At 49.7% G+C, this 26537-nt stretch carries 24 protein-coding genes; all 24 read right to left on the reverse strand.

Annotated features, from left to right (window positions below; genetic code table 11):
• Positions 1–401 precede the first annotated feature (401 nt).
• The 24 genes from lysS to ACFVRY_RS27985 all read right to left on the reverse strand — a co-directional run bounded on the left by lysS (position 402) and on the right by ACFVRY_RS27985 (position 26504).
• Entirely contained in the window at positions 402–1922 is a 1521-nt protein-coding gene (lysS, locus tag ACFVRY_RS27870) for a lysine--tRNA ligase (RefSeq protein ID WP_387503520.1), read from the reverse strand.
• A gap of 244 nt (positions 1923–2166) precedes the next feature.
• A complete protein-coding gene (gene greA / locus ACFVRY_RS27875; RefSeq protein ID WP_066367820.1) occupies positions 2167–2646 on the reverse strand; it encodes a transcription elongation factor GreA in 480 nt (159 codons plus the stop codon).
• Positions 2647–2848: 202 nt separating this feature from the next.
• Positions 2849–3871 (reverse strand): tRNA dihydrouridine synthase DusB, encoded by a 1023-nt coding sequence (gene dusB, locus ACFVRY_RS27880; RefSeq protein ID WP_387503521.1) that lies wholly within the window; start codon positions 3869–3871, stop codon positions 2849–2851.
• A gap of 26 nt (positions 3872–3897) precedes the next feature.
• Positions 3898–4089, reverse strand: a complete 192-nt coding sequence (locus tag ACFVRY_RS27885; RefSeq protein ID WP_387503566.1) for a helix-turn-helix domain-containing protein — start codon at positions 4087–4089, stop codon at positions 3898–3900.
• The gene (gene folK, locus ACFVRY_RS27890; RefSeq protein WP_387503523.1) at positions 4056–4604 is read right to left on the reverse strand and encodes a 2-amino-4-hydroxy-6-hydroxymethyldihydropteridine diphosphokinase; all 549 of its coding nucleotides are present in this window, start codon (positions 4602–4604) and stop codon (positions 4056–4058) included. Before folK ends, ACFVRY_RS27885 begins: the two co-directional genes overlap by 34 nt.
• 10 nt (positions 4605–4614) lie before the next feature.
• Positions 4615–4977: a dihydroneopterin aldolase gene (gene folB / locus ACFVRY_RS27895; RefSeq protein WP_175370195.1), complete on the reverse strand. Its 363-nt coding sequence runs from the start codon at positions 4975–4977 to the stop codon at positions 4615–4617.
• A gap of 26 nt (positions 4978–5003) precedes the next feature.
• Positions 5004–5861 carry a dihydropteroate synthase gene (gene folP / locus ACFVRY_RS27900; protein WP_387503524.1) on the reverse strand — a complete coding sequence of 286 codons (858 nt, stop codon included), beginning with the start codon at positions 5859–5861 and terminating at the stop codon, positions 5004–5006.
• Complete coding sequence (gene pabC, locus ACFVRY_RS27905; RefSeq protein ID WP_387503525.1) at positions 5858–6739, reverse strand: aminodeoxychorismate lyase; 882 nt, start codon at positions 6737–6739, stop codon at positions 5858–5860. The genes folP and pabC overlap by 4 nt, the downstream gene beginning before the upstream one ends.
• On the reverse strand, positions 6736–7317 hold the full coding sequence (gene pabA / locus ACFVRY_RS27910; RefSeq protein WP_066367848.1) for an aminodeoxychorismate/anthranilate synthase component II: 582 nt from the start codon (positions 7315–7317) through the stop codon (positions 6736–6738). Before pabA ends, pabC begins: the two co-directional genes overlap by 4 nt.
• A complete protein-coding gene (locus ACFVRY_RS27915) occupies positions 7314–8930 on the reverse strand; it encodes an anthranilate synthase component I family protein (protein WP_387503526.1) in 1617 nt (538 codons plus the stop codon). The genes pabA and ACFVRY_RS27915 overlap by 4 nt, the downstream gene beginning before the upstream one ends.
• Positions 8931–9322: 392 nt before the next feature.
• Positions 9323–10261, reverse strand: coding sequence for a cysteine synthase A (cysK, locus tag ACFVRY_RS27920; protein ID WP_387503527.1), 939 nt, complete (start codon positions 10259–10261; stop codon positions 9323–9325).
• An 89-nt stretch (positions 10262–10350) separates the two neighbouring features.
• Positions 10351–11295, reverse strand: coding sequence for a peptidylprolyl isomerase (locus tag ACFVRY_RS27925; RefSeq protein WP_387503528.1), 945 nt, complete (start codon positions 11293–11295; stop codon positions 10351–10353).
• A 9-nt stretch (positions 11296–11304) separates the two neighbouring features.
• On the reverse strand, positions 11305–12189 hold the full coding sequence (hslO, locus tag ACFVRY_RS27930; protein ID WP_387503529.1) for an Hsp33 family molecular chaperone HslO: 885 nt from the start codon (positions 12187–12189) through the stop codon (positions 11305–11307).
• Positions 12190–12240: 51 nt separating this feature from the next.
• A complete protein-coding gene (locus ACFVRY_RS27935; protein ID WP_175370202.1) occupies positions 12241–13008 on the reverse strand; it encodes a type III pantothenate kinase in 768 nt (255 codons plus the stop codon).
• Positions 13005–13880: a carboxylating nicotinate-nucleotide diphosphorylase gene (nadC, locus tag ACFVRY_RS27940; protein WP_387503530.1), complete on the reverse strand. Its 876-nt coding sequence runs from the start codon at positions 13878–13880 to the stop codon at positions 13005–13007. The genes ACFVRY_RS27935 and nadC overlap by 4 nt, the downstream gene beginning before the upstream one ends.
• Complete coding sequence (gene nadB, locus ACFVRY_RS27945; protein ID WP_387503531.1) at positions 13870–15486, reverse strand: L-aspartate oxidase; 1617 nt, start codon at positions 15484–15486, stop codon at positions 13870–13872. The genes nadC and nadB overlap by 11 nt, the downstream gene beginning before the upstream one ends.
• A 36-nt stretch (positions 15487–15522) precedes the next feature.
• Positions 15523–16461, reverse strand: a complete 939-nt coding sequence (gene nadA, locus ACFVRY_RS27950) for a quinolinate synthase NadA (protein WP_387503532.1) — start codon at positions 16459–16461, stop codon at positions 15523–15525.
• 229 nt (positions 16462–16690) lie between these two features.
• Positions 16691–18739, reverse strand: a complete 2049-nt coding sequence (gene ftsH, locus ACFVRY_RS27955; RefSeq protein ID WP_387503533.1) for an ATP-dependent zinc metalloprotease FtsH — start codon at positions 18737–18739, stop codon at positions 16691–16693.
• 108 nt (positions 18740–18847) lie between these two features.
• Complete coding sequence (hpt, locus tag ACFVRY_RS27960; protein WP_379470037.1) at positions 18848–19387, reverse strand: hypoxanthine phosphoribosyltransferase; 540 nt, start codon at positions 19385–19387, stop codon at positions 18848–18850.
• Positions 19388–19433: 46 nt separating this feature from the next.
• On the reverse strand, positions 19434–20876 hold the full coding sequence (gene tilS, locus ACFVRY_RS27965; protein WP_387503534.1) for a tRNA lysidine(34) synthetase TilS: 1443 nt from the start codon (positions 20874–20876) through the stop codon (positions 19434–19436).
• An 82-nt stretch (positions 20877–20958) separates the two neighbouring features.
• Positions 20959–21897: a serine/threonine protein kinase gene (locus ACFVRY_RS27970; protein WP_066368033.1), complete on the reverse strand. Its 939-nt coding sequence runs from the start codon at positions 21895–21897 to the stop codon at positions 20959–20961.
• Positions 21887–22633, reverse strand: a complete 747-nt coding sequence (locus ACFVRY_RS27975) for a vWA domain-containing protein (protein WP_387503535.1) — start codon at positions 22631–22633, stop codon at positions 21887–21889. Before ACFVRY_RS27975 ends, ACFVRY_RS27970 begins: the two co-directional genes overlap by 11 nt.
• A gap of 469 nt (positions 22634–23102) precedes the next feature.
• A complete protein-coding gene (spoIIE, locus tag ACFVRY_RS27980) occupies positions 23103–25610 on the reverse strand; it encodes a stage II sporulation protein E (protein ID WP_387503536.1) in 2508 nt (835 codons plus the stop codon).
• Between the two features lie 393 nt (positions 25611–26003).
• A complete protein-coding gene (locus ACFVRY_RS27985) occupies positions 26004–26504 on the reverse strand; it encodes a S1 domain-containing RNA-binding protein (RefSeq protein ID WP_387503537.1) in 501 nt (166 codons plus the stop codon).
• Between the last annotated feature and the right edge of the window lie 33 nt (positions 26505–26537).

Genomic DNA, 26537 nt, shown 5'->3' on the forward strand with positions numbered 1-26537 from the left:
CCAGGATCAAACTCTCCAAATTGGTATTTAGAAAGAGCGATTGCTCATTTTGAAACATCTGACGAGAATTAAAAATTCTCATTTTGAATTCACTTGCGTGAATTCGATACTCACTCGTTGTTCAGTTTTCAAAGATCAAGCTGTTCTCGTTGTCCGCTTAATGTCTCAGCAGCAACTCTTATACTATATCATGTCCGACGTTTTAATGTCAAGCTCTTTTTTTTAATTTCTTTTTTCGAGCTCGGCATCGTTTGTTTCTCGGCCGGAATTAGAATATACCATGTATAGAAGACCATTGCAAGTGTTTTTTTGAAAATTAATTGATTTAATAGAACAAGAGCCAACGAGAACCCTCTGTGGAGGTTCCCTTGGCTCTTGTCGCTTTACCTATAAGACAGCACTTACTCCGCAGTACGGTTGCGCATATGTGGGAACAACAGCACATCACGAATGGATGCAGAGTTGGTCAGAAGCATAATCAGACGGTCTACACCGATGCCGAGTCCACCAGTAGGTGGCATCCCGTGTTCCAACGCACGGATGAAGTCATCGTCCATCTCATGCGCCTCATCGTTGCCTTGCTCCTTCTCATGAAGCTGCGCTTCAAACCGCTGGCGCTGGTCAATCGGGTCATTCAGCTCACTGAAGGCGTTGGCATGCTCACGAGCTACGATGAACAACTCAAAACGATCGGTAAACCGCGGATCAACATCATTCTTCTTCGCCAGAGGAGAAATCTCTACTGGATGTCCCATAACAAAAGTAGGCTGAATCAGCGTTTCTTCTACAAATTGCTCAAAGAACGCATTAAGGATATGTCCGAAGGTCATATGCTTCTCAACAGGCACACGGTGCTCCTTCGCCAATTGCTGAGCTTCCTCATCAGTCATTTGCACGCCAAAGTCAACACCAGTTACTTCTTTAACAGCGTCAACCATGGAGACACGGCGCCAGCCAGGGGACAGATCCACTTCTTGCCCTTGGTAGTTAACCTTCTGAGTTCCAAGCACCTCTTGTGCGATATGAGCAATCAGGTTCTCCGTCAGGTTCATAATATCCTGGTAGTCCGCATAGGCTTCGTACAGCTCAATCATCGTAAACTCCGGGTTGTGACGCGTAGAGATCCCTTCGTTACGATAGACACGGCCGATTTCATATACTTTTTCCAAACCACCGACAATCAGGCGCTTCAGATGCAGTTCAATGGCGATCCGCATGTAAAGCTGCATGTCGAGCGTATTATGGTGAGTAATGAAAGGACGAGCAGCGGCGCCGCCAGCAATGGCATGAAGGGTCGGCGTTTCGACTTCAAGATAACCGAGAGAATCGAGATAACGACGCATAGATTGAATGATTTTAGAACGGGCAATGAAGGTCTGCTGAACTTCCGGGTTAATGATCAGATCGACATAGCGCTGACGATAACGCAATTCTACATCTTTTAGACCATGATATTTCTCGGGTAGCGGCAACAGGGACTTCGACAAAACTTCAAGATCCTTCACCTTAATGGAGGTCTCACCTGTTTTGGTTTTGAACACAGTACCTTTTATACCGATAATGTCGCCCAGATCCAGAATATTGAATGCTGCATATTGGGTCTCAGGAATGCTATCCTGACGCACATAGATTTGTATTTTGCCGGAAAGGTCCTGAATATGCGCAAAGCTGGCTTTCCCCATCTTGCGTTTACCCATAATACGACCTGCTACGCTGACCTGGATATTCTTCTCTTCCAGCTCTTCCTGTGTGAAGCTATCGTATTCCTTCAGCAAATCACCTGCATTGGCGTTACGCTCGTACTTTTTACCGAAAGGATCGATTCCCAGTCCCCGCAGCTCGTCCAATTTGGCCCGTCGGATCTGCAGCAGCTCGCTAAGCTCATTCTCCTGAATCTGATCGTTGTTCAATTCTTCAGTCATGCCTTTCATCCCCTCTAAACTCATTAATGTCATATACACAAGAAGAAACGGCGCCGCCCTTCAGCCTTTGTGAGGACAGTCCCGTTCCAGCTTAGGAAACCATATGTGGTTCTGTATTGCCGGTTGATGTTGAAAAAAGCTTCCCTAAGGAAGCTTTCCTAAACATGTTCCCGCGTCTGCAGCCCGGTTCAGCCAAACCAGTGTTTGCCGCAGCAATACTATGTCAGACGGCAAGCGTCCGTGCTTACTTCATTCGGATATCAAGAATTTTATATTGAATAACGCCTGCAGGTACACTTACATCTACAACGGTGCCTTGCTTCTTGCCGATGATAGCTTTGCCCACAGGGCTTTCGTTGGAAATCTTGTTATTGAGTGGATCGGATTCAGCCGTGCCGACGATTGTATATTCCATTACATCGCCATACTCCATATCCTCTACACTTACGGTAACACCAATGCTTACAACATCTGTAACGATCTCGTCGCTATTGATAATACGCGCGTTACGAAGCATTTTCTCCAAAGTGATGACGCGTCCTTCGATAAACGCCTGCTCGTTCTTTGCGTCTTCGTACTCCGAGTTCTCGCTGATATCTCCGTAGCCAATCGCCACTTTGATCCGCTCGGCCACTTCGCGGCGTTTTACGGATTTGAGGTTCTCCAGCTCTTCTTCCAGACGCTTCAGTCCGTCCGGGGTAAGGATGACTTCTTTATCGCTCATCTCAACCGATTCTCCTGTCGTATACATTTATTGAAAACACCATAACTATATGCGAATCTGAAGGGTTAAGAACCCTCCTTGCTGCATTGATCTAACTGTAACGGCGATTTTATACTGAGAAATTATATTGGAACCGCTACAAAATGTCAATGATGGCACATATAATGTTGTGGGTATTCAAATCATGCACGCTTAACAAAGGTTACACTGCGGAAAGAGTCGCTTCAATGCCTGGGCCGCTGTTATCTCCCTCATAATTCAACTGTTCGACAAAATCATTCAAAATCTTCACCATTTCATCACGTCTTGTCTCTTCCATGATGACGTCCTTCACCCGTGCAGCGGCCTTCAAGCCTTTCAAATACCAGGCAAGATGCTTACGCATTTCACGCACGGCTACAGCTTCGCCTTTGAGCGCGATCAGACGGTCCATATGGAGAGTAGCCACCTTGATCTTCTCTTCCGCTCCTGGCTCAGGCATCAGTTCACCAGTACTCAAATACTGTATAGTACGATACAGCATCCATGGATTACCTAGCGCCCCACGACCGATCATGACACCGTCACAGCCGGTTTGATCCAGCATGGCCCGCGCATCTTCTGGCGTGTTTACGTCACCGTTGCCGATCACGGGAATCGACACAGCTTCCTTGGCCATTTTGATATAGTTCCAATCTGCACGTCCGGTGTAGAGCTGCTCCCGAGTACGACCATGCACACTGACCGCTTGACCTCCAGCACGTTCCACTGCACGCGCATTCTCTTCTACAAAAATATGCTCGCTATCCCAGCCGATCCGCATTTTAACTGTAACTGGTTTCTCCACGACCTCTACAACCGCAGATACCATCTCGTAGATCTTATCCGGATTCAAGAGCCAACGGGCACCTGCATCACACTTGGTTACTTTAGGAACAGGGCAGCCCATATTAATGTCGATGATATCGGCATTGGTTTCCTTGTCGACTACTTTAGCCGCTTCCACCAGTGAAGCGCGGTCTCCCCCAACAATTTGCAGGCTTAGCGGTTTCTCTCGCTCGTCCACGAACAACATTTCGCGTGTACGCTTATTGCCGTGGATGATCGCCTTATCGCTTACCATCTCCGCACACACCAGCCCCGTACCAAACTCTTTGGCAATCAGACGAAAAGCAGGGTTACATACGCCGGCCATAGGTGCCAGAACAACCTGATTCTTCATCTCGATGTCGCCAATCTTCAACATTTCTTTCACTCCTTAGTTCTTTGGAGTTACGATGGGTCGGAAAGTTCTTGAACTGTGACTCCTAAAACATTCGCAATTTTATTTAAAATTTGATCTTCTAATCGTCTATTACCACGTTCGACTGCGCCCAGCACAGCCAAAGATATTCCCGTACTATCGGCCAATTCCTGTTGAGTAAAGCCCTTCAGCTTACGGAATGCCCTGACCCGCCTTCCCATACGCTTGTTGTCCACAGCCGAATTCCTTCCTTTCCGTCTACATCTTGGAGCGCTTCTGTGACCCTGGCACGGAGTCCTGAGGGTTCTTGCTCTGGAACGATGTCATTCAGCGGAAAAAGCACAAACGCGCGCTCCAGCATACGAGGATGGGGCAGCGTCAGCTTCGGAGTATCGAAGGTCTCCCCTTCGACCCACAACAAATCAAGATCTACTGTTCTTGGGCCATTAAGGATATCGCGGGTACGGCCGAGCTGATTCTCAATCTCGAGCATAACGTCCAGCAACATCTCCGGTGCAAGGGTTGTGCGGAGCGCAGCTGCCATATTCAAAAACTGCGGCTGATCGAGATAACCGACCGGCTCTGTCTCATACACGCCCGAACTACGAACGACTTGAACTCCATCATGACTGTCCAGCCGATGCAAGGCTTCCTTCAAGGTTCCCTCACGGTCACCCAAATTAGCCCCTAAAGCAATATAAGCCTCTGATTCCTCAGAGGTGGAATGGTTATTCATGGTTCGACTCTCACTTTCTGGTTCTGCGCAGCTCTACGGTCACTCCCTGAAAATGAATGTCGAACGGCGGATGCGGCTTGGTAACTTTGACCGTTACCGCATTGATAATAGTATAAGTGTCCAGTACATGTGATGCAATACATTCACCCAAAGCTTCAATCAGCTTGAAGGACTTGGTTTCGACAATATTTTTAACCAAATCATGCACTTCGGCATAATTTACTGTTTGTGTGAGATCGTCATTCAGACCTGCATTCTGCAGCTCCATATCGAACTCCAGATCAATATAGTAACGTTGACCTAACTTTCGTTCTTCTTCAAAAACTCCATGGTACCCATAGTATTCCATTCGGTGCAGTTTCATTTTATCCATCTAACAGCCGCCCTTCCAAGTATCAATTATTCCTGCACCACGGGTGGTGCAGCGTATAGCATGGCATCGCACATCTTCACTGTACGCTTGATAAGAGCCACGTCGTGCACCCGCACAAACTGACAGCCTTGGGCTATTCCGAAAGCTACTGTAGCAGCAGTTCCCTCCAAAACATCGTCCGGTGGCAAATCTAGCACAGTACGGATGAATTTTTTGCGCGAAGTACCCAGCAGCAGCGGGTAACCTAATCCGGTCAAAGTATCGAGAGCCGCCATTGCCTTCAGATTCTCATCATGATCCTTCGCAAAACCGATTCCGGGATCAAGGATTATTCGTTCCGGTTTGACACCTGAATGAATAGCGAGATGTACACTCTCTTTTAAATCCTCACACATATTCATAATGAAATCCGTGTAATTGCGATCCTGACGGTTGTGCATCAAAATTATCGGGCAGTCTGCTTCTGCGGCCACACTGGCCATCGCTGGATCGGCTTTGCCTCCCCATACATCATTAATGATGTGCGCACCTGCTAGGAGTGCCTGGCGTGCCACTTCAGCCTTATAGGTATCTATCGACAACGGCAGGTGGGGTGCGGCACGGTGGATGCTTTCGATGACTGGAAGGACCCGTTCCAATTCCTCTTCCAGACTAACCGGTTTATGGCCGGGACGTGTCGATTCTCCACCGATATCGATAATGTCTGCACCATCGGCAGCCATTCGTAGCGCATGATCAACCGCCTTCTCCGGCTCATTCCAGAGCCCGCCATCGGAGAAAGAATCCGGGGTGATATTGAGAATCCCCATTACCAGTGTCCGCTGCCCCAAGGCCAGTTCCGTATCGCCACAGCGGTAGGTCCGTTTGTAAATTACAGGTTTCATTGTCTCGCCCCCGTTCTCTCTTTGTATAAACGAATCAGTTCTTCAGTAATGGCTCCGCAGCTTCCGCTGCCGACGGTGTGACGCTCATCTTGTTTCCACAATGAAGTGACTGGGACAAGCTCCTGCACGGAGTTGGTCAGAAACACCTCGTCCGCAACACTTAAGCGCTCCCATTCATATTGTCCTTCCTCAATTGCCAATCCGGCACCAGAAGCCAGCTCCAATACCATTTCCCGGGTAATGCCTGGAAGAATGCCTGTAGAGAGTGAAGGCGTATATAGCACATTGTGATGAACAAAAAATAGATTGCTGACTATCCCCTCAGCCAGGTACCCATCAGCAGTAAGCATCAGGCCTTCGGCCCCTTCACTAGAAGAGACATATCCCGAAAGCTCACGCTTGGCCAAGATATTATTCATATAATGCAAAGACTTGAAGCGCAGCGCCCCTTCCGGTGTGTTCCGGCGGTGGGACAATAACTGTAGTGGCTTGCCTGCGGTATAGAGCTTATCTGATAGTTTCGGCAATTCCTTGATATACAGAAGGTGATTAGGCTGACTGTAGTCTCCCGCAGGCAATCCCAGAATATCCTCACCTGCAGTTACTGTGTAGCGGATATAAGCCTCTTGCAGACCGTTCTTGTTCATTACCCGCTTGATCCACTCCAATAGACGCCCCCGCTCCTGTTCAAAAGGAATCCCCAGTTCCCGGCAACCTGATGCCAGCCGTTGCAAATGCCGCTCCAGCAAGAAAGGGACTCCATCATAGGTCCGGAAGGTCTCGAACAACCCCATACCGTACAAAAAGCCGTGATCCAGAGCAGAAACCACGGCTTCCTTGGCGTCAACTACGCCATTATTGATCCCTATATAGTTCATGCCGTTTCTCCGGCTCTCCGTTTCAGGAAATTGCGTAGCATGGTGTGACCATGATTCGTAATAATGGATTCCGGATGGAATTGTACACCTTCGATCGGGTACTCTTTATGGCGCAGAGCCATGATCTCGCCCTCTTCAGTCTCAGCAGTAATCTCCAAACAGTCCGGCAGGGTCTCCCGCTCTACGATCAGCGAGTGGTAGCGTGTTGCTGTGAACGGTGATTCCAGTCCTTCAAACACCGAGGTACCGTGATGGTGGATCGGAGAGGTCTTGCCATGCATTAGACGTTCAGCACGTATGACGTTGCCTCCGAAGGCTTGCCCGATTGCCTGATGGCCCAGACACACTCCGAAGATCGGAATGATCCCCTTGAAATGCTGCAGCACTTCCAAGCTGATACCTGCCTCATTTGGAGTACAGGGTCCCGGAGAAATCAAGATGTGGTCCGGAGCCAGCTTTTCAATCTCCTCAATGCTAATCTCGTCGTTGCGGGATACCTTCACCTCTTCGCCCAGTTCTCCCAAATACTGTACCAGGTTATACGTAAAGGAATCATAATTGTCGATGACCAAGATCATAATGTTGCTCCCCCTTCGGCGCCGCTGGAAGCCTGCAATTCTTGCGTGTGTTCACTACAAAGAACTGCTGTGACTATCGCTTTGGCTTTATTGTGACATTCCCGGTATTCACGGTACGGATCGGAGTCGATCACGATTCCCGCGCCCGTCTGAATGTATCCGATACCGTTCTGCACAGCTAGTGTACGTATAATAATATTTAATTCCATATTGCCGTTATAGTCAATCCAGCCCATAGACCCAGTATATGGACCACGCCGGACAGGCTCTAGCTCCTCGATGATCTCCATAGTGCGCACCTTGGGCGCGCCGGTGATCGTTCCGCCCGGGAAAAGGGCTGCGATGACGTCATAGGCATCCTTGCCAGGAGCGATGGTGCCTTCTACCTGCGAGACCAGGTGCATGACATGAGAGTAGCGCTCCACAGTCATCAGCTCGGGCACATGGACCGAGCCGTAAGCAGCGACACGTCCGATGTCGTTGCGCTCCAGGTCGACGAGCATGATATGCTCGGCGCGTTCTTTCTCGCTCCCGCGCAGCTCCGCCTCCATGGCGGCATCTTCAGCGGGAGTGAGTCCACGCCGCCGGGTGCCGGCGATGGGGCGTGCGCTGACGCTGTCCCCGTGCAGCTTGACGAGCAGCTCGGGCGAAGCGCTGGACAGCGCAAAGCCAGGAGAGCGCAGCAGCCCCATGTATGGGGACGGGTTAAGTCTGCGCAGCCACTCGTAGATATCCTCTGGCTGCGATTTCAGCGCTGCTTCCTGACGCAGCGACAGGTTCACCTGGAATACATCGCCCTTGCGGATGTATTCCTGAACGTCCAGCACAGCCTGCTGGAACTGTTCATTGGTAAAGGCCGAGGACATACCTGGCCATTCTCCTGTAGCACCAGCATAGATTTTGGCGACTTCGGCGCTGTCATCCATTAGTCCCGCTGCGGATGTGATCATCTCCCACTGAGTCAGCATTCGCTCCGCACGGCCCAGCGCATCATTGTATAGCTGCTCCAATTCATCTGACTGAGGCAAGCCCTTCTCTGCCAGTGGCACATGCACTGCACAATAGAGCATGTCCGCTTCATGGTCATAAATCCATACTTCCTCCATTCTCATGAAGAGGTAATCAGGAAACCCGGGATCGTCTTCCGCCAAAGATGGCAAACGTTCCAGTGAACGGACCACATCATAACCGAGAAACCCGAGGCAGCCTCCCGTAAATGGCGGAATGCCCTCAAGAGGCAGGCGTGGGGAGGTGTAGCCCGACATCCAGTGCTGCAGCACCTCCAGTGGCTGACCCTCCAGTACGCTGGCCGCTGGTTGCGCTGAGCTCCCCGATCCCAGATCGGTTGCTTTCGCCGAAGGGTCGATCACTTTAGCGGAATCGCCTTTTCCTTGGAGCACGGAAGCAGGCGTGAGACCGAGGTATGTGTATCTGCCACCTTTACCGCTTTCCAGCAAGACAGAGTAAGGAGACGCCAATTCCCATGCAGCCTTCCAAGATGCAGGCAACCTCCCGGACTTTTGTTGTGATTGTATAAGTAATGGCAGGGTGCTCCAGCCTTCATTCGCCCACTGCTCCCACCACTGCCGTGTCGTTAAGATTTCCAAAGCCATCCTCCTAAAAGTTTTGTGAGAAATACTTCATTGAACTTTCTACGTAACAAAACTTGCTTCGTAAGCACCCACTTAAGTTTTGTGAGAAATACTTCATTGAACTTTCTACGTAAGAAAACTACTTTGTAAGCATCCGCTTAAGTTTTGTTGCTAATACTTCTTATAGTCATTATTAATTATCTTTATATTGCCTGTCAGTATACTGTACATTTGGCCCTTTTGAAAAGAGCGCACAGCAAAATAACTTCGCCAAATGCACACCATAGGTAAGAAACGGCTTAGTACAAGGCAGAAATGACAAGAAAATGATCGTATTAAAATATTAAAAAGAGCCTTCGCCTCCACCAGATGGTGGGACGAAGGCTCTGAAGCGTCTGAACAGACACAGTTAATTAAACTTCGAAATTATAGAGCGGTGTGCTCAGGTAACGTTCGCCGTTACTTGGGATCACAGCGACTACCTTTTTACCAGCACCCAGTTCCTTGGCGATCTTGATCGCAGCAAATACTGCTGCACCAGATGAAATACCGGACAGAATGCCTTCTTCCTTCGCTACACGACGCGCTGTTTCGAAGGCTTCTTCGTTCTCAACATGAACGATTTCATCATAAACATCCTGGTTGAGGATTTCAGGGATGAAGTTCGCACCGATCCCTTGGATCTTGTGTGGGCCCGGTTTGCCGCCAGCCAGGATCGGCGAAGCCGCAGGCTCTACCGCATAGATTTTCACACCCGGATATTGGCTCTTCAACACTTCGCCAGCACCAGTGATCGTACCGCCAGTTCCAATCCCTGCAACGAATGCATCCAGCGGTCCGCCGATGGACTCAATCGCTTCCACGATCTCAGGTCCTGTAGTTTCGCGGTGAATCTTCACATTCGCCTTGTTCTTGAACTGCTCTGCAATGAAATAGCTTGGGTTCTCGGCCAGAATCTCTTCTGCCTTCTTAACCGCACCATTCATACCTTCTGATCCCGGAGTCAGCACCAGTTCCGCTCCGTAAGCACGCAGCAGATTCCGACGCTCCAAGCTCATGGTCTCAGGCATCACAATAACAACCTTGTACCCTTTAGCAGCAGCCACAAGAGCCAGACCGATACCGGTGTTACCGCTGGTCGCTTCCACAATAGTGTCACCCGGTTTCAGACGGCCTTCCTTCTCAGCCTCTTCCACAATGCTTATTGCAATGCGGTCCTTCACGCTGGAGCCCGGGTTCTGATATTCCAGCTTCACATAGATTTCAGCTGCTCCTTCCGGTACAATGCGGTTCAGACGAACTAGTGGAGTTCCTCCGATAAGTTCTGTAACATTGTTGACGACTTTAGCCATGAGCAAAAACCTCCTTGGAATGGTAAATGAATATTAGTACAATGAATTATTTCCGACTAAATCAGTAGGTTTTCAATAATCTCATATTATCAATGTTCCAGACTATTGTCAATATTTATTAAAGTTGCATATTTGACACGCAGATCGCTCTCAACTTGGTGCAGGGACGGGGCCTGCTCCAACGCCAGTTCCTGACGTACCTGTGATCTTATCTCTTCTGTATCCGGTACTGGGCGCTCAATTTTGTGTTCCAACCGGATTACAGCGTAACCCTCATCCGTCTGAAGCGGACCAGCAATGTCCCCGATATCCAGTCCTGCCGCTGTACTCAGTAGTTCCTTGGGCCAGAACGGATCATCTTCCTCTACAGTTCCCAAATTTCCACCTTGCAAGCGGCTTTCTACGTCAATAGACAATTCCTTCGCCAAAACGGCGAAATCTTCGCCCTTCTCCAAACGGTCCATGACCCGCTGTGCCTTCTTGTAGGTGGACACCTCAATCATAGAGAGCTGCATTTCCCGCTTGGGACGATAGCGATCTTCGTTCTGCTCCAGATAGCTGTCAATATCGGAATCATTAATCGTTATTCCAACGGTGGCTACAGCCTGAAGCGTTAGCTGGTACACAGTCTCTTCGCGCACTTCATTACGGGATAGCCCCAACTCAGACTGCATCTGGGCGTAGTACTGCTCTTCCGATGGATAACCGGCAATGATGCGTTCCAGCTCTCGTTTGACTTCCGTATCGGTTACCCGGATCCCCAGGGTCTGCGCTTCTTTGCCAACAACGATGTGATTGAGCATTTCCAATAATACCTCGTCGCCGTGTTTCTTTTTCAACTCAGCGATCCATTGCCGCTCGGTGATCTCTTGTCCACCCGCCGCCGCAACATCTGGAGATTCCGGATCCGCTTCGCTTCCTTCAAGAACGGCCATGGCACGCAGACTCCAAATTAGCAGCCCTCCACATACCAAGGTCGCAGCAGCTAATAGAACAACGGCATTGCGCAGAGCGCGTTCCTGTCTTGTCATCATCTGCCCGCCCTACGATGTCGCTTGATCCAGGATCGCCTGCATTTCTTCTTTATTAAATTGGTAAGCTTCATTACAGAAATGGCATACTACTTCAGCCTGCTCATCCTCTTCAATTAGACGCTCCAGTTCATGCTGACCCAGACTGATCAAGGTCTGCTCCACCCGTTCACGCGAACATTGGCAGGCGAAATGAACATCCAGTTCATCCAGCAGCACAGCGTCCGGCAAAAGCCAACGCATCATCTCTTCTGGTTCCAAGCCCTGCTCCAGCAATGCTGTAACGGAAGGCATAGCCCCCAGCTTTTGCTCAATCTCTGTGATCTCCGCATCCGTAAGACCCGGCAGCAGTTGAATGATAAAACCTCCGGCAACAATGACGGAGTTGTCCGTATCCACTAATACACCTAAGCCTACAGCCGCCGGTGTTTGCTCGGAAACCGCGAAATAATAGGTGAAATCATCACCAAGTTCTCCGGAGATAATCGGGACACTGCCAAGGTATGGCTCCTTCATTCCCAAATCCTTGATGACCTCAATGAATCCTTCAGTTCCAACAGCACCCGCAACATCGAGTTTGCCCACACTATTGCTCGGCAGATGAACGTGAGGATTGTGCACATATCCCCGAACTTCTCCCAGAGCGTTGGACTCTGCCAATACTCGACCTAGTGGCCCATTACCTTTAACATTAATATTAAGTCTCTCCTGGCCCTTGAGCATGGCTCCCATCATGGACGCAGCAGTAACGGTGCGCCCCAGAGCGGCTGTAGCCACCGGAAATGTATCGTGTCTACGCCGCAGCTCTTCAACCAATTCTGTCGTGCGGACTGCAAACGCTCTTACTCTCCCGTCAAATGCCGTTCCCCGGACAAGCCGATCCTTCTTATTTTCCATTGGGTGCATACTCCTCCTATCATTTATTCTGACTAACCTCTATAGGCAATCTTATTTATTGCGTTCGTATACAATGCGTAGCCCTTCAAGCGTGAGCAGCGGATTAATCTCATCAATGCATTCCGTCTCTCCGGCGATAAGCGGGGCTAGCCCACCTGTCGCAATAACCTTCAGTTCCGGCGCGTTCATTTCGATCTTGATACGTTTTACAATCCCTTCAACCTGACCCGCATATCCAAAAATGATTCCAGCCTGCATCGCATGAACTGTATTGCGGCCAATCACCTTTTTCGGCTTCTCCAATTCGATGCGAGGCAGCTTGGAAGCCCGCTGGTACAGCGCTTCAGTAGAAATACCTAGACCAGGGACAATGGCACCGCCAAGATAATTGGCATCGCCATCAATGCAATCAAACGTGGTCGCAGTCCCGAAATCGACGACTACGAGCGGACATTTATACTGTTCAATAGCTGCAACAGCGTTCACGATCCGATCTGCTCCCACCTCACGAGGGTTTTCATACCGCAGATTAAGTCCTGTCTTAATCCCAGGTCCCACCAGCAAGGGGTCTTTACCGATATATTTTACACACATATCAACGATCGTCTGAACCAGTGGAGGAACCACTGAGGATATAATGACACCTTCTACATCTTTGACCGAGATATCCGACATATGAAACAAATTGTGTATCAGCACACCATATTCGTCCACAGTGGATTGACGAGCGGTGCTCAGCCGAAAGTGGTGCAACAGCTCGCGCTTTTTATATACACCGAGAACAATATTAGTATTACCGATATCAACAGCCAGCATCATGAGATAGGACCCTCCTTCTTGGCGTTAAGGTCCAGGCTGATATCCAGAGAGGAAAAAGAATATGTTAGGCGGCCAACTGAAATTACGTCGACACCCGTTTCGGCCATTCCCCGTAGGGTCTCCAGCGACACATTGCCTGAGGCTTCAGTTCGCACATGTGGCGCCTTGGCTTTGATTCTGGCTACAGCTTCTTTCATCATATCAGTAGACATATTATCCAACATAATGATATCGGCTCCAGCAGCCAGTGCTTCTTCCACCTGCTCCAGGTTCTCCGTCTCGACCTCGATGGTCATCGTATGTGGAATATTATTCCTAGCGCGGTCGATTGCCTGCCGAATTCCACCGGCACCTTTAATATGGTTGTCTTTGATCATTACCGCATCATACAATCCAAAACGGTGGTTCGCTCCTCCGCCTACACGGACTGCATATTTCTCCAGCATCCGGTGGCCCGGAGTCGTCTTGCGTGTATCGACAAGTCGGGTTGAGAGGCCTTCGAGCTCCTGCACAAAAGAAGACGTACGTGTAGCAACCCCAGATAACCGCTGCATCAAGTTAAGAGCGAGTCTTTCACCTGTCAGGATGGCGTGTGTACTGCCCTCTACTTCGGCGATTACAGTGCCCTTCTCCAACTTCTGACCTTCCTGGACATGGGCAGTAAACGTCAGTGACGGATCTACTACCTGGAATACCAGTTCCGCCACAGGCAGGCCGCAAATGACACCGCTCTCCTTGGCATGTATTATACCCTTCGATTCATGACCAGCAGGAATTGTAGTCTGGGTAGTAATATCACCCGAACCCACATCTTCACGCAGCCATGACTTGATGGATTGTACCAGTTCTTCATTATATCCGTTAAACATCATCGCTTAATTCCTCCACTATTCCCAGCTCACGAGTCTGAAGCAGATGTTTGCGCCACTCCTCATCATTGCGCTGCGGATAATCCTCACGGTAATGCGCCCCGCGACTTTCTTGCCGAACAAGCGCCGATTCTGTGATCAGCAGGCAGCAGGTCAGCATGTTGGCAAATTCGTATTCCTCACGCTTAGACAGTGATGCCCCAAAGATCGGCACCTGCCGCTTCAGCTCTTCCAATCCTTTAGATAGCATTTCCTCATTACGCCGAAGTCCGGCATAGCGAACCATCACTTTTTGCAGCTTCAAACGGCGTTCTACTATAGCCTGGGTCGGGGCTTCCGTACGTCCTTCCTGGATGCTAACGGCATTCACATCACGTCCCAGGGGTGGCAGTTCACGAACCCGGTCAATAATCCGCCGCCCGAACACAACTGCTTCGGACAGGGAATTGCTCGCCAAGCGGTTCGCTCCATGCAGACCCGTGGAAGACACTTCACCACAGGCAAACAGGCGGGAAATATTACTTTCCCCGTTCAGATCGGTCTTGATGCCCCCCATCATATAATGCGCAGCTGGAGCCACCGGAATCCAATCTGAGGTAATATCCAGTCCGTAGCTCATGCAAGTCTCATATATGGTCGGAAAACGATGTCTCACCATCTCTGCCGACTCATGGGTAATATCCAAATAGACAAAAGTCGATTTGGTCAGCTCCATCTCGCTGACAATCGCCCGAGCAACAATATCACGTGGTGCTAGTTCAAGCAACTCATGATATCGCTCCATGAAGCGTTCACCATTGATATTACGCAGCACTGCACCTTCCCCACGAACCGCCTCAGAGATTAGGAACCGAGGGGCGCCTGGGTAACTGAGCGCTGTAGGATGAAACTGAATGAACTCCATATCCCGCATGTGCGCACCTGCCCGATATGCAATCGCCACACCATCACCAGTAGCAACCTCAGGGTTGGTCGTGTAACGGAATAACTGACCGGCCCCGCCGGTACACAGTATTGTTGCGTCCCCTTGCAGGAATAACTTTCCGCCATCTGGCTGCTGCAACAGCACGCCGACACATTCCCCGTCCTCAGTAATGAGATCTATGACATAATGATCATCCCATACCTCAATATTCTTATGCTCCGCCACCTGCTGACCCAAGGCCCTTACGATCTCATAGCCGGTTGCGTCTCCGTTGGCATGGAGAATACGTCGATGACTGTGCGCCCCTTCCTGAGTCAGTGCCAGAACACCATCTTCCTTATCGAACAATGTACCAAGCCGAATCAACTCATGCACACCTTCTGGACCCTCATTGACGAGGACATCCACAGCAGCAGAAGAGCAGAGGCCTACTCCCGCCATTAAGGTATCTTGGCGGTGGTAGGCCGGGGAATCATCATCGGAAATAACTGCAGCAATCCCACCCTGTGCATAGCGGGTATTACTCTCCATCAGCGACTTCTTAGTAAGCATAATGACACGCCGGTCTTCACTGGCTTTAATTGCTGTGAATAATCCGGCAATTCCGGAACCTATGACGATGCAATCCGTTTTTACAGTTGGAATATCCCGGAGATCAAAATCAACCAAATATTGTGGAATCATGACCGCTCACCTGTTTCAACGAAAGAGTAGCGCATGCTACTTGACTAGTAGCATGCGCTCTAAGGAAGTTCTGGCTTTGTCGGCGATAGCGGGTGGAACGTAAATTTGCGGTTTCATCGTTTCCAGGCATTTCACCAGTTTTTTGAGATTATTAACCTTCATATTAGGGCATACAAGAAATTTTGTGGCAAAATGGAACTCTTTATCAGGGCTATCCTTACGGAGCTGATACCCGGTACCATCTTCGGTGCCGACAATAAACTGCTTGCGATCCGACTTGCGGCAGTATTCCAGAATCGAGGTGGTGCTACCAACATAATCCCCCATGGCTACAACTTCAGGGCGGCATTCTGGATGAACCACGAACTCGGCCTCAGGATATTTGGCTCTCATCTCCACTACATCCTTGACGGTCAACATGTCGTGGGTATTGCAGTAGCCTTCCCAAATGATCAGCTTCTTGCCGGTTTGATCTTGAACATATTGTCCAAGGTTCTTATCGGGTACCCAGATGATTTCTTCGGCATCCAGCGATTCAATCACCTTCACCGCATTCGCGGAGGTACAGCAAATATCCGTCTCTGCCTTGATTTCTGCGGACGAATTGATATAAGTAACGACTTTAGCATTGGGGTGTTGTGCCTTCAACTTGCGAAGACCTTCCACATTGACCATATCAGCCATTGGGCAGCCAGCGCGTTCATCAGGAATAATTACTGTCTTGTTAGGCGCCAAAATTTTAGCACTTTCTCCCATGAAATGCACACCACAGAACACAATCACATCTGCATCAGTCTCCGCTGCCTTTTGAGCCAGCAAAAACGAGTCACCCCGGAAATCAGCAACCTCCTGAATTTCATCCCGTTGATAGTAATGCGCCAAAATGATTGCGTTTCGTTCTTTCTTAAGCTGTTCGAGACGTATACGAAGTTCACGATTCTGTTCCTGCTTGCGCTCCAGCGCCAAAGCTTCCACGGTCTGTACTCCCCCTTATGTCTTCGCGGCTTGAGGCCGGCACGTTCATGTCAAATTGGATCATATAAAAAGTAAGTAATATTAATCACTAATGTACACAACGTTAAAGCCCCTGTCAATGTAACCGGAAAGACAGTCAACGACTTCTTTTCTAGAGTGTAGACGCAAAAAATCCGGAGAACATAACCGTTCTCCGGATTTGCAGCAGTTAATTCAGTTAAAAGACAACTTAGGAAAGACTTCCGCCGCCTTTATTATCATCCGATCCATCATTGCCTTCGGACCCCGGATTGTTCGGGATATCCTTGGCCAGATCCGGTGATGTGGACTGAGTATCCTCAGGCTTGCCTTGAATACGCACACGCACATCTCCAATAGAATCGATTACTGGCTCTCCACCTTCATGGACAACACCTTCGGATTCCTCAGGCTTGCCATCTTCAGACAGGTAACCCTGCTCGATCAGTTCTTTGATCTGATCCAGTTCCAGTGTTTCCTTCTCAAGCAAGGTGTTAGCAATAAGGTGCATTTCCTTGGAGTACTTGGTTAACAGTTCTCTACAACGCTCGTAGCACGTGCGGATAAAGTTCTGCATTTCTTGATCAATCTCATAAGCGATGGAGTCACTGTAGTTCTGTTCATGCCCGATATCACGGCCCAGGAATACTTGACCTTGGGATGTTCCGAACTGTAGAGGTCCAAGCTTATCAGACATACCGTACTCCATAATCATGCTCCGAACAATAGACGTAGCCTGTTGGAAGTCACTGTATGCGCCTGTACCGATTTCGCCGATGAACATTTCTTCAGCAACACGGCCACCGAGCAATCCAGTTACTCTATCAAGCAATTCCTGCTTGGTTGCAAGCATCCGGTCTTCCTTAGGAAGCATAATGACATATCCGCCTGCGCGTCCGCGCGGGATAATCGTTACTTTATGCACCATATCGGCATGCTCCAGGAAGTAACCAGCAATGGTATGACCTGCTTCGTGGTAAGCCACGATACGTTTCTCACGGTCGCTGATAACACGGCTGCGTTTCTCAGTACCCACGATCACGCGGTCAATCGCTTCATCCACTTCGCGCATGGAGATATCCTTGCGGTTGCGGCGTGCAGCGAGCAATGCCGCTTCGTTCAGGAGGTTCTCCAGATCTGCACCGGTGAATCCAGTTGTACGCTTGGCGATTACATCCAGCTTAACATCCTTCGTCAGCGGTTTGTTACGGGAGTGAACTTTCAGTACTGCTTCACGGCCTTTCACATCAGGGCGGTCAACCGTAATTTGACGGTCAAAACGTCCCGGACGAAGCAAGGCTGGGTCAAGAATGTCTGCGCGGTTAGTTGCCGCTACAATGATAATACCTTCGTTGCCACCAAAGCCGTCCATTTCAACGAGCAATTGGTTGAGTGTCTGTTCACGCTCATCGTGTCCACCGCCGAGGCCAGCGCCACGTTGACGTCCAACTGCGTCAATCTCATCAATGAAGATGATACAAGGCGCATTCTTCTTGGCATTCTCGAACAAATCACGTACACGGGAAGCACCGACACCGACGAACATTTCCACAAAGTCGGAACCGGAGATACTGAAGAATGGAACACCAGCTTCACCAGCTACCGCACGGGCCAGCAAAGTTTTACCTGTTCCCGGAGGACCTACGAGCAATACGCCTTTAGGGATACGTGCACCCACAGCAGCGAATTTGCGCGGATCTTTCAGGAATTCCACGACCTCGACAAGCTCTTGCTTCTCTTCGTCGGCTCCTGCAACATCCTCAAAGCTGATTCGCTTCTTCTCTTCATTATATAACCGGGCTTTGCTCTTGCCGAAATTCATGACCTTGCCGCCGCCACCCTGCGCCTGATTGAACAGGAAGAAGAACAGGATGAACATGATTACCAGCGGGATAATGGAGGAGAGGAACGTCAGCCAAATGCTGTCGCCTTGCATCTTCTTCTGCTCATACTCTACGCCGTGTTCATCACTGGCCTTAACCAGTTCGTTAAGAGCAGCATCTGTAGGAGGGATATATGTGGAGAAGCTTTTGGATTTTTTGTCTGCCGGCAGCTCTTTATACTCACCTGTAACCAGGAACGCGTTGCCTTCAAACTGAACCGTTACGCTCTTCACATTATCGCTCTTGATTTCCTGTCTTAACTGGTCATATCTAGGGAAATCGGCGGATTCATTTCCATTGCTTACAAACTGGACAATGCCCACCACGACTAAAAATAAAATCAAATAAAAACCAGAATTCCGGATGAACCGATTCATCCCCTACCTCCTCTCGCAACACTCAAGTTATTGTACCATAGCCTGTCGGGACACCTCAAATAAGGGAAGTCCTGGAGTCTAATCACCAGCTGTAAGGCTGTCAATTGTTCAGTTGGAATAAATCTCAGGCTTCAGCACGCCGACGTAAGGGAGATTCCGATACCGCTCGGCATAATCCAATCCGTAGCCCACAACAAATTCATCGGGCAATACAAACCCTGTGTACTCTGCTTCAAGGTTGACTGTACGTCCCGCAGGTTTGTCAAACAGGGTAACTACTGAGACTGACTTGGCATTACGATTACGCAGCAGCTCGATCAGGTAGCTGAGCGTAAGGCCGCTGTCGATGATATCCTCAACGATCAGCACATCACGGCCCTCTACCGACACATCAAGATCCTTGATGATTTTGACAACACCGGAAGACTTTGTAGATGCTCCATAGCTCGATACCGCCATAAAGTCCATCTCCAGAGGTACTGTAATGACTTTAACCAAATCTGCCATAAATATAAACGCACCTTTTAAAACACAGATCACTAAAGGGTTACGTCCTGCATATTCCTTGCTCAGCACAGTGCCAAGCTCCTTGATTTTCTTCTGAATTTCCTCTTCGCTGATTAAAACTTCTTTAATATCATTTTGCAACTTGCGAGACCTCCTAAGTTATACTATGAAAGACTTACTTCGACCATTACGTTTCTTCAGTCCCATCACCGTCTTCTAGCGACAGGAGAAGGACCGCGGCCGTATGCCGCCCTACTGCGGCATGCATCGAGCGTCTTACGCCCGGAATCCAGACGATATTGCCCAAACCATCGCACACGAGGGGAATTATAGATCGCTCGGAAGAAGGTATTTTATCATCAATGTAAATATCTTTTACCTTTTTGCTTCCGTTTAATCCCATAATCTTAATGGTATCTCCAGGCAATCTGGATCGGATGGTCAGTGGGAAGACCAATTCATCTAGGTCAAACCATGCTAACATCACTTCAGACTGCTCCCCGCGTAATAAAAAGCTTTCTCTCTCCAGCACCGTCATCGTCATCACTTTCCCAATCTCACCGAGCAAAAGCCGGGTCTGGGGCAAAGAAATCCGATATGTATAGCTTGCCTGCACCTTCGGAGGCTTGGACGAGAACAACATCATGTCATATTGCCGGATACAGGTAAGTCCCCCACCCAGATCGAGACTCCAGGTCGTAGGATATTCCTGTAATGTCCGCCGCCGCACAGATTCAATCTTGGAGAAATCCGTAATGGAAGAATCCGCCGACAGATAATTTAATATTAGTTTAATCAAACGCCGTTGTAAAGCGGAGGGTACGGCTCCAAAGGATACCCTTTCAAATGTATATTTCCCGCTATTTACGGAAACCAGTTCATCAAAGCATCTGGCAGCAGCTTCCTCCATATATTCATCCTCAGCTCCGGCAATCTCTGCCAGTTGCAGCAAGGAATGTCCCAAGCGTCCATTGTATCTTTCCAGAAAAGGCAGCACCTCCAGCCTCACAGCATTCCTCGTATATTGCGTCAGCAGATTGCTGGCATCTTCCGCATAGGGATAACCATTCTCCTGGCACAGGCCCACAAGGGCCGTTTTGTTAATACGGAGGAAGGGACGGATGAGTTGCACCTTTTTTTCGGTTCGCTTCCATCTCATGCCGGCCAGTCCCGAGAGCCCGCTTCCACGCAACAGCCGCATTAGTACAGTCTCAGCCTGATCATCGGCATGATGGGCCAGCGCGACAGCTTGAGCCCCATACTGGTGAGCGGTATCAATAAGAAACTGATAACGCTTCTCCCGGGCTGTTCCCTCCGGCCCAAGGCCACTGTCCTTTGCCAGTGAGGGAATATCAAACTCCGCCATTTCGAAAGGAATGTTGAGTTCTGCCGCCAACTGGCGGACAAGCTCTGCCTCTTCTACCGACTCCCCCCTAAATCCATGGTTCACGTGGGCACATATTAATTTTAAAGGTGTCCGATTTGTCGCGATTTCATGCAGCACATGCAAAAGAGCCACAGAATCCGAGCCTCCGGATACTGCGACTACAATGGTGTCATGAGGCGACCACAGCCCATGTTCAGCTGCAGACTCCAGTACAGCATCCACGAGTCCGTTCATTTGCTCCATATGCGGCTCCCTTCCCGCCCGGCCGTTTGCACAGGTTCGTATACCGGCAATCCTTGGTCGTTAACCGGCAGTATGTATAATTTCAAAATCGCAGTAGCCAATAAATTGTAAAGGCCAGCATGAATAAAGACAAGCCAAACGCATTCTTCAACCAGCGGGGCGTGGCCATATGCTCCGGTCTGGCCTTACGTGAGCCGTATATATGATTCTTCCAAATCTCCATAGCCTCAGCCGAGCTGTTGAATCCACCTTTCAGCGCATGGCAAATCCACGAGGACAACTTCTTGTCCGGCAGGCTGCGGGCCAGCTTCAACAGTTCATCTACACTTCTCGTCTGCGGTAGCTGTAGAGCCGCACTCTTCAGACCAGATTCATTAAGCAGGCGAAGACAGAGAACAGCAAAGGCAAACAGATCGTAGGCCTCATCGCCAGTCCGGCTGCCAGCATTCCAGAAGCCACGATCATGCCACTCGGTGAATTGCTTCACACTGCGTCCCATTGGACTTGCGCCGCCAAAGTCAATTAGTTCCGCTTCCCCGACGTCAGAAACCATAACATTCTCCGGCTTCAGATCACCAAATACAAAGCCGCATTCATGCAGCCTGCGTAACTTATCAAGCAGCTTCAGGCCCACAAGTCCAAGCCAGTCTGGTCCGTTCTTAGAAAGAAAATGATGCAGCGGCCTGCCCTGCACATATCTCATCACATAGAACGGCTTATTATCGTCCTCCCTGTAATCATCAGCTTCCAGTAGATAAGACGACAAGGGCGATTCCCGCTGGGCGCGGTATTCATTACGCTTCCGGCGGGACTGCAAGGAAGTGAGCACATTGATCTCGGATTGCAGGTCAAGCGCATCGTATCCTATTTTAAGCGCATAGTATTCCCGTCTCCCTTGTCGCTGCACGAGATATACGGTTCCATTCGCGCCCCTGCCCAGCAATCGCTGTATCACATAACGGTTTCCCCGCCATTTCCCGGTGATAACGGTGCCGAGAGGATAAGGCGGATTAGACGACATACCCACCAATCATCCCTTCTCTTTCGTCTGGATCTTCAATCATCCGGCGTCCATGATGTCCATCCAGTGTATCATAACGGTAATGCTCAAGCACCTTGAATATCGCGGGTCCTGTAGGAGTGGCGCCTCTCATCCGCAGCTTGGAGAATAAAGAGCGGACACCAGACACATTGTGGGTCCAGTCCATATCAAGCTCTGCATCCTCACTGCTGTTGCGACCGGGAAAATGAAAGACAGCAATCTCGCTTTTACCTTCCCTTGCCTCCAGACTCAGCGCCAGATCTCGGATAGCGTCCTCTACGGCAGCAAGCTTGGGCTTCATGCTGGCGCTGGCGTCAATGAGCAGAGCAATGCGCAGCGGAGATGTTTCCGTCAACTCGTCTACGACATTGACGACCTGAGAACGCTGTAGCGGCGGCAATTCTTCCAGCGAGCCATCACCGAGTATTTTTTTCACCTCTTTGTTGACTGCCTGCTGAATGGTCTGCACTACAGTCTTACGCGTCATCATCTGGATCGTATGAGCCAATTGTGGTGTTCCGACTATACGGCTCAGCCCCCCTCCGGCTTTCGCAATATCGGCAATCTCCCGGCTGCCAAGCTCCCCAATGGTTCCATGATCAATCACACCGACCACGTTAACGGTGATTCCCTCCTGCAGGGCATGCGCCGCTGCCATCACCGGACTTTCCCCCACGTTCGAACATCCGTCTGTAATGAGCAGGATCTGCTTCATAACCATTCACTCCCCTTTTGTCTGAAACCTCTGTTTCTAGCATGTCCAGAAATGAGAGATTTCAAACTCGCATTTTGTGATGTGAAAGGCTTTTAGAAAGACTGTGAATGAAGGGGAACTGCGAGAAATGTTGGGCTTTCGATCGCTGTTATTCTCTGATTTCTTTCATCAGAACCGTTATAGTGGTCGAAATCAGAGAATAAAGGCGAGCGCTTCGCTTCTACAGCTCCAAAATTTCACTCCGTTCCACACCTTTCACTTTTTCAAAAGCCTAACACCACCACAAATTGCGGTGTTTGGGTGGGGAGGAACAAGTGGTGGCGAGTCATCATTTCATTCGACTCGGCAGGCAAAGGCAAGGTCAAGTGCTTGAAGTGCAACAAGTGCGGAAGCACTGTCTAAGCTTGTCCAACATTAGAAGGCCGATACTATAAAAGTTTAGACAACAAGAGAACAGAGCAGTTGCACTCTAACTCACTGTACGCGGGCGCTCCATTCGCCCAATTCCAGGCAGCTGCAGGCTGGACCATTCCGGATGATAATGATCAATCCGGCTGACGACGATGGTCATATCATCATGGATTTCATTACCTTGATAACGAATGACCTTCTCCAGAAGGGTGTCAGCCATGTCCTGCGGATCATCACCCTCAAGCTCCTGTATCATTCGTTTCATCCATATCTCTTTATTAACGGCATATCCCGGTGCATCATAAATACCGTCGGTCATCATAATGAGAATATCTCCCGGATGGAGCTGCAAAGTGATTAGATCCACCTCCATATCCTGAATAATGCCGATGGGCAAATTGCTAGCTGTCACAGGGATCACTTCGCTGCCTCGCCGGATAAAGCTCGGTGCGGAGGCGATTTTCATAAAAGTAGTCTGTGCGGAATATTGATCAATCAGCGCCATATCCACGGTAGCATAGAACTCGTCAGGGGAACGGAGCATCAGCACCGAATTGACGGATTTGACCGCCAGCTTCTCATCCATGCCGGATTGTAGCAGCTTCTCCAGCATTCCGAGCGCCGCGCTACTCTCCATCCTTGCACGCTCGCCGTTTCCCATTCCATCGCTGATCGATACAGCAAATGTTCCGTTGCCCAGTTCGACGGTACTGAAGCTGTCACCGGACAGTAAATCGCCCCCTTTGGCCGCGTTGGCTACCCCGGTATTCACCTCATAAGCTTTTGCCGATCCGAATGTAACCATCGAAAGCCCTTCACGAGGATGAACTGCTGTCTCGCTCATGACAGCTATGTTCTCATTAAGAATGTCCGAGAGCAGTGGGGCAATCATTTTACGGCATTCATCGAACCCACGAGTATAGGCATGAACGACCTCGATTTCTACGCGTCCGGGATCAAGGCTTAATATATCAATGCTATGGATGGACAAGCCCAGCTTCTCCAAGGCTTCACGAATCTGGCTTTCCTGGCGATACATCGCCTGTCCTTCCCGCTTGATTTCTTTGGCCAGGTCCTCCATCACCTGGGAGACGCCGGACAGTTGCTCGGCAACAAATTGTCGGCTGTCGTATATTTGTCTTTTCCACCGCATATCATGCTGGTAAAGGCCGTATTGACCCTTCATGAACTCCAGAACCTCACCCGTCTTGCCACAAATCCGGTTCCACTCAGGGGGTAGCTGAGCGGCCGTGACATCCGGGCATTCTTCCACGGTAGTCATCATATCCGTCATATAACGATAGGTCTGATAGAATTTCGCATCCCAGCAATGACCACGGCGCACGCAACCTGCGCAGACGTTGTCCGTCACCGTACTCATGAAATCCTCCATTTCACGTTCGGCGGTTCCCGCTTCACCGGCGCGTGAAATTTGCCCGAAGCTGCTGGACAGCTGGCGGAATACCTGCGAGAACTGTGTCACCCTTTCTGCCGTAATATCCCGTACTCTGCGGGCATATTCATGTTGAGATCGACTATGATCGGCTGTTCCCGGTACATATTTGGCAATTGCCGAAATCATGCTGCGCGGAGTCAGGAGAAATAACACCACTGCTACACAAGTCTCCCATATTGAGGCCATCATATCACCCGGACCCGTGAAATAGACGGACAGAATACTGGAGCCCAGCAGCATTCCGATCGAAACAGCGCCTTTCCGGCCACCCTGCATCATGCCCGCCAGCATCCCGGAAAAAGCCAGCAGGCTCATCTGATAAATCGCTCCAATATCGGCCAGGCTGAGAATTAGCCCGGTAACGACCCCGACAGCAGCCCCAAGCGGGGCACCGCCAGCCATTGCAAACAATAGGATGAGAAATCGAGAAAGAATATGCTCCAGAGACAGTCCTCCTACAGCCCAGCCGACCAGCCCGGTCATTACAGAGGCCAGCAATATAATTAGGCAGAGAATTTCTTCATTGCGCAGCGATCGGCTCTTCTGCCTAAAGGTCAATAGCGGAAGCGCCTGTACGAATACAAGCGTCAGTACGAACCCAAGCCCTGCATCGAGGGTCATCATCATCAATGGGTACCAGGTGAATGAAGGGCCAATCACGATTTGGAACAGACCCACCATAAAGGAAGATACGAAGACCATTAACGGCGCATAGGAGAGATCGATGCGCTGGAAGCTTTCCATTCCCTTGTAGACCAACATAAAGATAATCAGTTCTGCGGCAATCACCAATCCCCCTGGGAAGGGCGTGAAGAGGCTGCCTGCAATAATCGCTACGGCCACGGGAAGCATAGAGTCTCTGCGCATAAACATAATGACGGCAAAATAAGCGGCAGCGAACGGGGATAGCTCATTCAGAATGGTAGCTCGTCCAAGCAGAAAACCCATGACACTAAGGAGCAGCATCCATTTCTTAGCTGCCAAAAGCTGAAGGGCCCGCTGGTTCTGAGCCCATGTCTTCAGACGCGATCCCAAGCCTTCTTTTTGTGCTTTGTCTTTGTTTCCTGTTCTTGTCCACTCCGGCAAATTAACCACATTGCTTTTACTCATTACTCTACACCACCCGTTTCCAAATTTATGGTTCTCATTATATAGTGGCGGTTCTGAGAAAGTTTGTCAGAAACGGAAGGTAAGTCAGAAGAAATTTCCGACAAAAAAGCCTGTCCCGACAAACCTCGGAAAAGGCCCTTTATTCCTTATGGGACAGTGACTTACTCTGCTTGAGCAGAAGCAATGCCTGACTTCTGTCAGTGAATGACGGCAGGCATTCGCCAGCGATTGCCCTAAAGTAATGTGAGATTGGCGAGGATGCTGTCGCCGATTTGGCGGTCCCCGACAAAAATAGTTAAGGGTCGTGAAACCTTGTCTGTACACTACAGAAAAAACAAAAAAACCGCAAAAGGCCGAAGCCCTCGCGGTTATTTATGATGTTCAAGATTAGGATTATACGCGTTTGGCGCCACGGCCTCCACGTTTTCCTTCTGTGTTCTTCTTAATCGAAGATATGCGCTCTTCGCTGTCTTTCAGGAAGCGTGACATTTTATCCTCGAATGAAGGTTTACCGGCTGCAGGCTTGAATGGACGCCCTCCCCGTTCACGATTAAATCCACCGCCTCCACCACCGTTACCTCCACCGCCGCCAAAACGGTCTCCACCGCTTGGACGTTCAGGTCTTGGTGCTCTTGGGGGACGTACTTCCGATGCCGGCTTATCTACGGCCTGCTTGATGGAAAGTCCGATCTTACCGTCCTTGTCGACGTTGATCACCTTGACTGTTACTACATCACTAATCTTCAGATGATCGTTAACATCCTTGACGTAATTATCGGCGATTTCCGAGATGTGAACGAGACCTGTGACACCTCCTGACAGATCCACAAATGCTCCGAAATGCGTGATGCCTGTCACCTTGCCTTCTAACTTGGTGCCCACTTCAATTGCCATAGAATAAAATGATCCTCCCTTAAAAATATACAG

The sequence above is a fragment of the Paenibacillus sp. NPDC057934 genome (genome assembly GCF_042887565.1).
Lineage (GTDB): Bacteria > Bacillota > Bacilli > Paenibacillales > Paenibacillaceae > Paenibacillus_AQ.